This window comes from Caballeronia sp. LZ019 (genome assembly GCF_031450825.1).
Classification (GTDB): Bacteria; Pseudomonadota; Gammaproteobacteria; order Burkholderiales; family Burkholderiaceae; genus Caballeronia.
Genome location: NZ_JARTVZ010000004.1, coordinates 292,397 through 304,865 on the forward strand (window position 1 = coordinate 292,397; position 12,469 = coordinate 304,865).

The 12,469-nt window shown below is 59.1% G+C and carries 8 protein-coding genes; 1 reads left to right on the forward strand and 7 read right to left on the reverse strand.

The window, feature by feature from the left end; translation table 11 throughout:
• Positions 1 to 300: 300 nt before the first annotated feature.
• The 7 genes from P9255_RS13115 to P9255_RS13145 all read right to left on the reverse strand — a co-directional run bounded on the left by P9255_RS13115 (position 301) and on the right by P9255_RS13145 (position 11,239).
• Positions 301 to 2,634, reverse strand: a complete 2,334-nt coding sequence (locus P9255_RS13115) for a filamentous hemagglutinin N-terminal domain-containing protein (RefSeq protein ID WP_309789750.1) — start codon at positions 2,632 to 2,634, stop codon at positions 301 to 303.
• Between the two features lie 360 nt (positions 2,635 to 2,994).
• A complete protein-coding gene (locus tag P9255_RS13120; protein WP_309789751.1) occupies positions 2,995 to 4,245 on the reverse strand; it encodes a DUF1254 domain-containing protein in 1,251 nt (416 codons plus the stop codon).
• Positions 4,246 to 4,496: 251 nt separating this feature from the next.
• Complete coding sequence (locus P9255_RS13125) at positions 4,497 to 5,894, reverse strand: DUF1254 domain-containing protein (protein WP_309789752.1); 1,398 nt, start codon at positions 5,892 to 5,894, stop codon at positions 4,497 to 4,499.
• 304 nt (positions 5,895 to 6,198) lie between these two features.
• On the reverse strand, positions 6,199 to 7,848 hold the full coding sequence (locus tag P9255_RS13130; protein ID WP_309789753.1) for a bifunctional aspartate transaminase/aspartate 4-decarboxylase: 1,650 nt from the start codon (positions 7,846 to 7,848) through the stop codon (positions 6,199 to 6,201).
• A gap of 39 nt (positions 7,849 to 7,887) precedes the next feature.
• Complete coding sequence (aspT, locus tag P9255_RS13135) at positions 7,888 to 9,579, reverse strand: aspartate-alanine antiporter (RefSeq protein ID WP_309789754.1); 1,692 nt, start codon at positions 9,577 to 9,579, stop codon at positions 7,888 to 7,890.
• A gap of 42 nt (positions 9,580 to 9,621) precedes the next feature.
• Positions 9,622 to 10,659, reverse strand: a complete 1,038-nt coding sequence (locus P9255_RS13140) for a zinc-dependent alcohol dehydrogenase family protein (RefSeq protein ID WP_309789755.1) — start codon at positions 10,657 to 10,659, stop codon at positions 9,622 to 9,624.
• Between the two features lie 181 nt (positions 10,660 to 10,840).
• Positions 10,841 to 11,239: a helix-turn-helix domain-containing protein gene (locus P9255_RS13145; RefSeq protein WP_309767131.1), complete on the reverse strand. Its 399-nt coding sequence runs from the start codon at positions 11,237 to 11,239 to the stop codon at positions 10,841 to 10,843.
• Positions 11,240 to 11,671: 432 nt separating this feature from the next.
• On the opposite strand from P9255_RS13145, the gene P9255_RS13150 reads away from it, so the two are divergent.
• Entirely contained in the window at positions 11,672 to 12,457 is a 786-nt protein-coding gene (locus P9255_RS13150) for a hypothetical protein (protein WP_309789756.1), read from the forward strand.
• Positions 12,458 to 12,469 lie beyond the last annotated feature (12 nt).

Sequence of the window (12,469 nt, forward strand, 5' to 3'; positions counted from 1 at the left end):
GTCCGTCTGCAGCATGCGTCTGTCTCCACGACGTCCATCTATCCATCTATCTGCAGAGCGATGAGGTGAAACGGGCGCGACAGCTAGGGGATGCGTTCGGCTGTCAGGAGGCACTGTCTGCTTGGAGCTGTTCGCGCGAAAATGGCCGCTTGTTTGACCCGTTTTCGCGCGCCATCTCTGACGAGCTGACGCTTTGATAACCGCGCCGTCGCCGGTGTGACGCTGCCGATGCAGTTATCGCCAATCGAGCGCGCTTGTTCGCGGGCGAACCGCGCGCTCAGTCCGAGAAGTTCAACCAAACTATTGTTGCACCTGCCACTTGAGTATCGGATGCGTGGTATTCGGCAATATCGCCCACGTTCCCCCAGCGCCGAAATCCCACGTTGGGCCAAAGCTCGCCGCTACGCTCATCTGTCCGGTCGTGAGGCCATTCGCCGTGCCAACGGGCGTGGGCGCGCCGTATTCCGAAGTTTGTCTCGTCGCGTCGCGGTCCCAAAAAACGTCGGCGGCAATTACACCCGTATTGTTTGCTGCGATACCGCCTCTGTATTGCGGTAGTAAAAAGGTATCGACCGGGCCGCTAGCAAACGACTGCTCGATCGACCCACTGTTGTTTGCGACGAGCCCAGCCTCGCCGTTGCCCCCAGACACAGGCCCGGTTGCATAGGACTGGTTAATCGAGCCTGAGTTGCTTCCCGCCAATCCGCCGCCTTGGGCGCGCGACCCTCCGCCAGCGCTGCCGGTTGCGAACGACTGCAGGATCGCTCCGCGGTTCTCGCCGACGAGGCCACCCGAAAGGCTAGGGCCACTGACGGCCACGTCGCTTCCGGCCCGATAGATGACACCGGAATTAGTGCCTATGAGCCCGCCCGCAGGAAAACCGCTCGATCCCTGATTCAGCACGCTGCCGTCGGCATAGACATTCGACACGAGCCCGGACGACTGCCCCGCCAGCGCCCCCGCCGGGCTGTAGAAAACGGTAACGCGCTCATTTGCGAGCTTGACGTTGCGCACGGCGCCCGTATCACCGATGGTCGCGAAAAGCCCCGCCCGGGACGTGTCGCTGAAGTCCTGCGAAACCGTCACGTTCGCGATCGTATGCCCGAGACCGTCGAGTTGGCCTGTGAAGCCATTCACCGTCCCTGAGCCAATGGGCTGAAAGTTGTTGCCGGCGGGACTCGCATCGATGTCACGGCCCAGCGCAAAGCTCCCGTCAAGACGCTGCGAAATCTTGTTGAGGTCGTCCAATGTGTTGACCAGCGCATAGTCCGTGAACTGGCTGCGGATGCCACTGTATGCCGGAGCAGTCCACGCAGGATTGTTCCTGGTGTATCCGGGTACATCTAGCCCGTTGCCATCGCGATAACTCGACACGAGGCCCCAACTCTTCGACCAGTCGATCGTGCCGAGATTCTCGACGCCTCCCCCGTTGTTCTGCCCGCCCGTGTCGGCGCGCAGGGTCAGGTTGGCCGTCCCGTTATTGGCGAGCGTCGCCATTGGACCGACGGTCACGGAACGCACGGCGTTGAGCGTAAGCGATGCGTTGCCAAACCAGCGCATCGTCTGCTCCATTACGATGTCGCCTTGCGAGGCGTTGAGCGTCAACGACGTGCCCTGCTCCAACTGCCTAACCAGAGCCGCCGTCGTCAACGGCCCGACGTTGAATACCGGTGCATCCAGATTCCAGTTCGCCGCGTGAACATCGGCATCATCGAGGTGCAGAGCCGCGCCCTTTGTTTCGACAGTTCCGCCGCCAACCGGATTCGTTGCTTCGATTCGGCCGTGGATATGAGCGGTGCCGTCATTAGCGACCAGCCACACGTGACCGTCGCGGGTCGCCGTGCCTGTGGCACGCAAGGCATTGGTGTTGCCCGCGAGCGCGTACACGTTGCCATCGGCGGCCTGCAGTGCAATCTGCGCCGCTGCGATCGTCCCTTTGTCGACAACGTCACCGCGGCTGCCTGTCGATTGCACAAAGGTTTGCGGCAAGCCGGTGGAGTCGCGCACCAGCACTTGGTCGCCGGCTGCCAGTTCCGCAGAGCCGGAAGGGGCGCTAATGGTGCCATCATTCTCGGCGAGCTTGCGCGCGATCAGGAGCACGTCGCCGCCAGTGGAGGTGATCTTGCCGAGGTTCACGACAACGCCAGTGCCAGTGCCGGCGAAAGTAAGCGGACCGCCTGCCATGAAGGCGTCATTATTCACATCCAGCGTGGATGCGATGAAACGCCCGCCCGTTGTGACAACGCCATTCGCACCGATGACGACGCCCTGCGGATTGATTAGATAGAAGCTGCCACTTGCCGTGAGCGCGCCGTCGATCGACGACTTCTCCGTGCCGGTCACGCGGCTCAGCGTCGCACCGGAGCCGTTCTCGATCGTGACAGCATGGTCCTTGTCGATGGAGAAGCTGGACCAGTCGATGACCCCTCGCGACGTCGTCTGCGTCACGGTCATGCGCACGCCATCCGACGAGACGTTGCCTACGCCGGCAACGAACCTGCCTCCCGATGGCATCGGTCCCGCCGCCCACGCGTTGGATGCGACTACGGCGCCTGTCGCGACCAGGCCGATTGCTGTTCGGCGAACTCGAAGCGGATTGGAAGGCATGCCGAGCCAGAATATTTCGGTGTGCATGTCGAAGCTCCATCAGACAGCGTCAAACGGACACTGTTAACTGCCGATAGCATGCGCTTTTGCTCATCGGGGGCGTTCATATAAATCTAGGTGAGTTGCCGAGCCGCTTACCGCTGCATCGTGCCACCCGCTATCTCGGCCGCGCGGAGCATCAGATGCGCGCTTAGCTCGTGGCGTGGCGAAACGGTGGTCAGCCTCACACCAACACTGCCCGCTAGAAGGTTCTTGCAGGCCGCCGTGGGCCTTGAGACTTCAATCCTGGTACATGACCATTACCCCCGCGAGTCACTTATCATCATTCCGCACACATCCGTCATTGCCGTCGCCAGGAAATTCCACAGATCGGGTTACGAGCGACGCTTAGTCGCCCGGCTGAATGTCGCTCATTTTCCAGTTCTTGTCGAAATACGCTTCGGTGGGGCCATACAGTCGGAAGTAGGTAAACCAGTGCTTGCCCGCAACGGTCTGCACCCAATTGCTCTCCTTGCCCGCCGGCGCCTGCGGTCCGAAATAGAGATCAACAGAACCGTCCGCGTTCTTTTGCAACTGTTCGCGGCTCGATACATCGGACTTCTGCCGAGCGTTTTCCACGAAGCGCCGCGTTGCAGTATCGTAGACCGTGAGCGACCAGAACTGCTTCGCAGGCGGGTTAGGCGCAATATGCAGGTGATAGTTCTTACCTCCGTCGAGCCAGGCATCACCTGAATCGGTGTATGCGCCGAGGTACGCTTGCCCGAGTCCAGGGGTGGTTGAGATCATCCCCTTGGTGTCGGTCACCGCTTCGTAGAACCACGCCGTCCGTTCCCAAAGCTGGTCGAAGTTGGCGACGCGCTGTGAAGGATCGGCGATGAAAAGTGCGTATTCCCAATGCCGGTCGGGCCAGTGCCGCACGTTGGCGAAGCGCTTCGCGAAGGTATTGGTCTCAGCAAACAACTTCCCCGCGGCTGCGCCCTGTTGTAAAGCCTTGCGCTGCAACGTATTAGGTTCGAACGGCTTGCCCTTTTCAACGCCAAGGCTTGCGAGCATGGCCATGTAAAAGCGGTCGCGCTCGTTGACCGGCTCGCGCTGGATAATTTCCCAGAGCCGCTGCCAATACTCCATGCCGTCGGGCTGTGTGCCGGACCAGTCTGTGCCTCCGGGCGTCAGGAAGCGTCCGGCCGCCGGATGCGCGCGCTCACTGTAGCGGTAGACTTTAATCTGGCTGACGATCGCCTTGGCCTTCGCGGGATCTTGCTCTAGCACGCGAAATCCCAGCAGTACGCTGTTTGTTTCGGAGCGCGCGACATAGTAGCCCTGCGTATTGGCGGGTGCCTGAGCGCCTGGAGGGATGATCAGGTATCTGCCACCGCGCCCTTTGTCCGGTCCCGTCTGCCCCATGTTGACGATGGCACGCTGCCAGAAATCGCCGACGCCGCCTGCCGTCGGCCCCGCTGGCATGTCGATGACGAGCGGCCCCGACTTGTCCAGTTCGGCGAAGCCGAGAATATAGGGCGTTGTGGCGTTCGCAGTGAGAATGCCCAGTTTGTCTTTCCACGTCGTGTACACAACAAGATCGCCGGTGCGCGCGCCGAACTTGTTGAACGCTTTCTTTTTGCCACTGCGCGTACGCAACCAGCGGCAACGCCCAGAGATAAGCCTGGGTAGCCTGCTGAAAATCGAGCTGACTGAAAAGGCCGGGAATGGCGCTGCGTGCGGGCAGATCGCCGTCCATCTGGACGGTGCCAAACGGCAACTGCAGCTCTTGCGCCAAACAGTAAGGCACGGTCGTCACCAGCGCCGCGGTTGTAGCCGCAAGCGACGAGATCTTTCTAACGTGGAGGAACATGGGTTCTCCGTTGCAATGATGTCGAACAACCGGCCGACTAGCGCGGCTGCGGCACGGGGAATTTCCACGATCCATCGAGGACCGACTGATCGGGGCCGTAGATGCGCATTACGAGGTTATACGCACCCTCGGGCGCCGGCAGCCAATTCGACTCCTTGTCCTTGCCGGGCGAATCGTGCTGGACGTAAATATTCAGCGAGCCGTCCTCGCCATACTTAAGGCCCTTCGACCTGTCTCCGATCGAGTAACGCGCGATCCGGTTGGCGACGAGGTGCCTCCCCGGCAGGTCGTACATCGTAATCGACCAGAAGAACTTCGCAGGAGCGAGATTCTTCTTTTCGAAACGAAGGACATACGGCTGAGTGCCAAGCAAAGGCTGATGTTCAGCGTTGAACATGGTGCCGGTATATACGGCTTCCTCCTTAGTGTTCCCATAGATACCCATCGCGGCGGCCACCGCGCGCTTCATGTAGTCATTCTTCAGATCCTCGCGCGTGCCGAACAAGTCCATCGACGACGTTGTGGCTTTTTCCGCTTCTGCGAGCGCGGCCTTGCCATCCGCGACACCGGCTTCGAGCGCCGCGCGCGTCTCGGGTGACAGCGCGGATACGTCGAACGGCTTGCCGGGACCAATGCCGATTTTCGAGAAGCGCTCCATCAACGCCACTTCAGAGCGTGCCACCGGTTGCGTGAACTGCAGCAGGAAATTCAGATAGGCGACGAAGTCGACAGACGTCGCCTTTGCTTCATCCCATTTCGGAAAGGTGATTTTCTTAGCCATGGGGGGCGGGTTGGTCTGTTCGAAGCTTGACAGCGGCGCTAACCGATAACCCTGCTGGATCGCCCGCACATTTTTGACGTCGCCCGGCCCGTTGAGCGCCGTGCGCCCCAACGTCATGATGAAATCGGTCTCGGAGTGGAACACTTTGTCGATACCCCTTGGGGTATGACCGTTCCAGTGGGGTCCCGCCAATAGATAGCTTCCTCCGTCATTGCCGGTCGTGCGAGAGCCGACATACGCAAAATTATACGTGTAGAGGTCAACCCACTGAAACACATAGTAGCGATGGTCGGGTACCTTCGGTACCGTCAGTACCCATGGCTCGCGTCGCAGATCAAGCCATGCCCACGAATACGGCGTGTCGTTGTTTGGCGTCACGATCTCTCTGTTCTCCGGACCGTAAGGCGACGAATAGTTGCGAAGCTTGCCGAACCCGCCGAGGTACGCCTTCGACGACGGATCGATTGCCTGGGTGTACATCGTCTTATAGTTGAACAGCATCGGATACGCGTAGATGAACGCGTCCTTCGCGATTTCGCGGACTTCGGCCGGCGCGGCGCCCTCGCTCGCGGACTGTGCCCAGTTGGGTGCGACGACACCAGCACACAACGTCATCGCCACCACTCGCGCAAACACCCTGAAAGCCAATTGCATTCGAATACCTCACGAACCGAAACTCGAGACCAGAACGTTCTCGTGCGACGCAAGCGGCGTCGCTTTCCCCAAGACGCCTACCGGTGCGTTGTTAGCCGGCCGTCACGTGCCGATGATGAGACTATGTCGCTATATATCGTGTGGGCCCTGTGCTGGCATCGCCGTCGGACAGTGCAACTGCGCAGCATACTCGGCCGCCGCCGGAAACTCCGACCTTCGTGAAATCGCATCGCGGCGCGTCGGCCCCCTTTCTTTGCGGAGTCCGGCGGTTGTGCATTCCGCAGCGCGTCTTCCCCCAAGATTGTCAGGGTTTCGCTTCTTTGCCCGTGGCCGCGGTGTATCGAGTCATGTAGTCGTTCATCAAATTGCGGACCGCGCGTCCGATGCTGCGATAGTCCGATTCGTTCAGGTTAGCAAGCGAGATGCGCCCGGAACGATGCTGAGTACCAAACCCAAGCCCTGGCAAGAGCACGACGCGCGCCTCCCTTGCCAACTGGAAGAGCAGTTCTGACGGCTGCGTGTTCTGCTCCAACCACTGCACGAACGCTGTGCCATTTGCACGCTCGCCGAGGTAGTTCAGGTCGAGTATCGTGTAGTAGTCGACTTGGTTCGGATCTTTCTCTTCGAATGCGATACCCATCTCTTCGTACAACGCCTTCTTCCGCGCCCGAATCAGACGTTTCAGGGCGGCCTTGTAGGCATCAGGCGTGTCCATAAGCGAAAACAGCGAGAACAGCACCATCTGCACCTGCTGCGGCGTGGAAAGGCCCGCAGTGTGGTTCAGTGCGACGGTTCGACTATCGGCAACCAGTCGGTCGATGAACTTCAACTTGTCGGGCTCCGTCGTGATTGACGAGTAGCGGTGATGCAACTCCTGCTTTGTCTCGTCCGGCAATTCACCTATCAGCCGGTCCAAGACATTGTCCTTGTGCGTCGCTACAGTGCCAAGCCGCCATCCGGTTGCGCCGAAGTATTTTGAATACGAGTACACGAGAATCGTGTTCTGCGGTGCCAGCGCAAACAGCGACACAAAGTCGTCGGCGAACGTGCCGTAGACGTCATCGGTTAGCAGAATGAGGTCGGGCCGCTCCTTTACGATGTCGGCAATGTATTGCAGGCTTTCGTCACTCAGTCTGACCGAAGGTGGGTTGCTCGGGTTGACGAGGAAGAACGCCTTGACCTTCGGGTCACGCAGCTTGTCCAACTCAGCATTGGAATACTGCCAGCCGTTTGCCACATCGGCGTCAAGATTGACGACATTCAATTGATAGTCGTTAAGCGTAGGAATTTCGATGTAGGGCGTGAAGATGGGCCGCCCTAACGCGATTGTGTCCCCTGCCTTGATGAGGTGGTTCTCCTTCAAGGTATTGAAGATGTACGTCATCGCCGCGGTGCCACCCTCGACCGCATAAATGTCGAACTCGCCGACGAACGGGTGCTTGCCGGCCATCTCGCGACGCAGGTATTGACCAACGATTTTTTCTGAAAACGTGAGCATCCGGTCTGGAACCGGATAGTTTGACGCCAGAATGCCCTCGCACATCTCATAAAGGAAGTCGTTGGCCGACAGCCCCAGCTGGTCGCGCACGTATGACACGGCCCCAGCAAGGAAGCTGATGCCAGCCACGCCTTTGTTCTCGCGCACAAATAGCTCGAACCGCTCGGTGAGCCCTTCACGCTTCGGAAAGCCACCGATCCCCTCGGGCATATAGGCGAATGAGCGCTCCGACTCGCGCATCGCAAAGAGGCCGAGTTGCCAGAAGCCATGCCTTGGAATAGTTGCCAGAAAATTGGGGTTGCCGCGTCCCGCGTTGAGCATTGCCACGTTGGCGGGACGTTCCACTGCGGCTCCGCCCGCCGCCTTGATAAGCTCGTCCTTCAATTCGAAGGGACTCAGTGCGGCCAGAGCCGACGGGCTTTCGTTAGCGTTCGCGGTTGCATTCGATTCAGACATTTTTCAGCTCCAAGCGTTTGGCAGAGACTGGGGACACTACTAGGAGATGAGCATGACGACTACCATGCCCCAGATAGTTAGCAGCGTGTTCCCAACGGCATACGTTACGGTGTACCCAAGTCCTGGGACCTGGCTTTTCGCAGCCTCGGTCAGCATGCCGAGCGCGGCGGTGGTTGTTCGGGCACCTGCGCACACCCCTAGCAGGATGGCTGGATGAAACCTGAAGACGTACTTGGCGATGAACATGCCAATGATGAGGGGGATGCTCGTCGAAACGATGCCCCACAAAAAGAGGCTGACGCCGAGCTGCTGCAGGCCCGTGACGAAACCGGGCCCCGCTGTGATGCCAACCACCGCGATGAACACGTTAAGTCCAACCGAGTTCATGAACCAGACGGTCGGTTCCGGAATACGCCCAAACGTTGGATGGATGGCTCGGAACCAGCCAAAGATGATGCCGGCTATGAGTGCGCCGCCGGAGGTCGACAGGGTGAGCGGAATTGCACCGACCCTCAGTACCAGCGAACCGATGAGAGCGCCGACCGCGATGGCGAGCGCGACGAACGCAACGTCGGTGACGCTCGTCGGACGGTCAATCACACCGAGGGTCTTCGCAGCAGCGGTCGTATCCTGTGTTCGGCCAACAATCGTCACCGTATCGCCACAGTGCAACTTCGTTTTGGGAAGAATCGGAATTTGTGTCTCTGTGGCTCCCCGTTTGATCCGACGCAGGTAGATGCCACGCGCTCCGGGCAGGTGAGCGAGCTCTTCTAACGTCTTTCCGTCAACCGCCTTTGACGTCACATAGACATCGACGCCTTCGACCGGCACGGCAAGCAGCTCGGGGTCGTCGACTTCGTTTCCCTTTGGCGAAAGCAGCGCGACCAGCTGCTCTCTGCGTCCGCCGACCGCCACGACGTCACCGGCTTTCAGTACCGAATCGAGCGTTGCCTCATGAATCGCCCCGCCGCGACGAAGTCGTTGAATGAAGAGCCGGCTGCCGGTAGGCGCGCTCGCTTCCGCTGCCGCTACGGTCATGCCAACTACAGGGCCATCCGTGGCGATACGGTAAGCGCGAAGCTCAAATTGGTGCCAAGCCTGGCCAGCACCGCCAAGTTCAGTTCCGCCGCCCAGCTGCGACTCGTAGTCTTTGCATGCGGCAACCAGGTTAATGCCTAGCATCTTGGGCCCGAGGGTCGCAAGGATGACTGCTGACCCAATGGTGCCGAAGATGTAAGTCACCGCGTAGGCGGTGGGCATGGCGTCAAGCAGGCGCTTGGCCTCGTCAGCAGGCAGCCCGAGGCGGTTGATGGCGTCGGTCGCGAGACCCATGGATGCCGAGATGGTTTGCGAACCGGCGAAAAGCCCCGCGGCAGACCCCACGTCGTAACCCGCGACCTTAGCCGCGGCTACCGGAACGACGAGGCACAAGAGGCATTGAAATACAGCGAACAGCGCCTGCGGTAGTCCGTCCTTGGCAATGCCGCGCACGAACTGCGGTCCGACGCCGTAGCCTACCGCGAACAGAAACATGAGGAAGAAGACTGACTTTACGTTCGACGAAATGGTAATGCCAAATTGGCCGATAGCTATGGCCGCCAGCAGCGTTGCGGTGACCGCGCCGAGACTGAACCCTTTGAAACTCTTTCCGCCTACCCAGTAGCCGATGCCAAGCGACAGGAAGACCGCAATCTCCGGATACTGCCGTAGTGTGTGTTCCAACCAGGCCATACGCGCCCCCATACCGCTTCATTTAGGCCGCCGCAGCGACTTTCAGGTGGAAATGACAACTTTCAGTGCTTCAGTTTCCGCCGCATTCGAGAATGTCTCGTAGGCGTCCAGGATCGCGTCAAGGGCGAAGCGGTGCGTGACGAGCTTGCCGGGTTCAAGCCGGTTCGATATGACCGTCGACAGCAGCATCGGCGTGCTGTAGGTGTCCACAAGGCCAGTCGTCAACGTAATGTTGTGAGCCCAGAGCTTCTCAAGATGAAGGTCGACTTTTGTGCCATGCACGCCTACGTTGGCGATGGTGCCGCCTGCGGCGACGATGGCTTCGCAGAGCGAGAAGGTTGCAGGCACGCCCACCGCTTCAATGGCGACGTCGACACCGCGGCCACGCGTCAATGCCATCACATCGTTGACGGCCGAACCGCTCGCGCTGTTGATGGTGTCGGTCGCCCCGAAGGAGGCGGATACGCGCAAGCGATTGCCATCAAGGTCAATGGCAATCAACATGGCTGGTGCATAGAACTGCGCAGTCATGAGCGCAGCGAGACCCACCGGGCCAACACCGACGACGGCAACGGTGCAGCCGGGTTTAACGCGACCGTTGAGCACGCCACATTCGAACCCGGTCGGCAGAATGTCGCTCAGCATGACCAGCGCTTCCTCGTCACTTCCAGCAGGGATGTGATAGAGACTCGTGTCGGCGTGCGGAATGCGCACCTTCTCGGCCTGAGTGCCATCGATCAGATGACCGAGTATCCAGCCGCCTGTCGTGCAATGCGAATACATCTGGCGCCGGCAATGTTCGCACTTTCCACAGGCACTGATGCACGAGATCAGCACAGCGTCGCCGGGCTTGAAGTTAGAGACCGCCTCGCCGACCGACTCGACTATGCCAACGCCTTCGTGACCAAGGGTTGTCCCCGCCCTTACTTCGGGTACATCGCCCTTCAGAATGTGAAGGTCGGTGCCGCAGATAGTGGTGCGTGTCACGCGCACAATGACGTCCGACGGCAACTGTATCGCCGGTTCCGGCTTATCAATGAGGCGCTTCTTCCCAGGGCCCTCGAATACTAATGCCTTCACGATGTCTCCCCATAGAACGACTTAGCCTTCGACAAAGTTCTCACCTCGCACCTTCAAGCAATACCCGATTTGGCTGGGAAGTACGAGTGTGTTCGATTAAGTTCTCTGTTGTACCTAGCGGTAGATCGAGACCAACCACTGAACAAAGTTTCGTCACCGCGCCTGGCAGTGGAATTACAGTCTAGCTTCGCATCAGCCGGTGACCAACGCCTAGGTCATTCGTCAATTGCCAGACATAGACCCGTGAAAATCGCACGCCGAACTCTCTCTCTATGAGTTGTCGTAGCCTGGCGTTCGTCCAGGATTCTGAGTCGAAGCCGTAGTCCATCGCGGAGCCATTGAGGGCTACTACTATCCATTGCAGGGCTTCCGGGCTGAGTGCCGACACTTTGCCACCGACTTGCATCTGGCGTAGTGCTTCGAGTCCCCCTTCGCTCACCAATGCTTGATACCGCTTGACCGTCGCCGGCGTCATATGTAGCTGTTCGGCAACTTCTTTGACCGAAAGCCCGTCGAGGAGTAGCTGACCGGCACGTAGCCGACGGGAAACACTGGGTAGGTTTTCCGGGGGCGTACGCATTGTCACCTCCGCTATGTGGGACGCAGAGAAGCATGTCGGACTTTCCAGATAGATGAAGTGAATCGAGGAGAGACATCGACCTATTGATATACCGCAAACCGATTCATGACCACCCCCTGATTGACGAAAAATGAGCTTGATTAACGACGCAGAATCGAATATCTCTCGGCGCCGTGTTACCAAACGCATAAGGCATTATGTGCTTGGCAGAAAGGTTTCCGTTTGCTATCGTTTTATGGCGGCAGGACGCAATGCGTCTCCCTTGCTCCCGGCTGACTCGATTCCGTCAAGACGTCTAATTTTCGTCGCAGTGGCGCCGACACTCGGCTCTGCGAGGACTTAGCTCGCGCCTCAGAAGGGCGCTTGAGCGTAACGCATGCCGCGGACCTCGTTGATAACGGAGTGAGGGGCGGCCATTTCGGAGTATAGACAATGAAGCGGACAATGCAGGCTGTATTGGCAGTTCTGTTTGCAATGCTGACTGACACAGCTTCGTCACAAAGCGCTTCCGAGGATGCGAATAAGAGCAATAATCCGCTCAACCTTGCCGCGTCGTTCAACGTCCAGAATTACTTTACGCCAAGTATCTTCGGTGCAAGCGGCCACACGAATGATTTTCTCTTGCGGCCAACCGTTCCAATTGGTCCGAATAATGTTATTCCGTTTCCTGAAATATTCCGCCTCACTGTTCCCATAAGCACGCGTCCCGCCCCGACCGGCGGATACAACACGGGACTTGGTGACATCAATCTGTTCGACATTTTCTTGTTGTCGCAGGGACAAACGCAAATCGGCGTGGGTCCCCTTATCACTGCTCCGACGGCGACCGACCGGACGCTCGGAACGGGCAAGTGGCAGGCCGGTCTTGCCGCGGTCGCAGTCAATGCAACAAAGCAACGCCTGCTCGGCGCACTCGTGCAGTGGCAGCACTCGTTCGCCGGTCAAAGCGACCGCCCGACTGTGCAATCGCTGACAACACAACCGTTTGTCATCTGGAACCTTCCAGAAGGCTGGTACATCCGCTCGACAGGCGTCTGGACCTTCGACCTCCAGCGCGGTACCTACTACATCCCTGTCGGACTGGGCGGCGGAAAGGCGTGGAGAAGCGGCAGCACGATTTTTAACGCCTTCATCGAACCGCAATACTCAGTCGCGCATTCCGGCAACGTCTCGCAATGGCAGATATTCGCGGGGCTCAACATGACGTTCGGGAAGTGATGACAAGGCAAC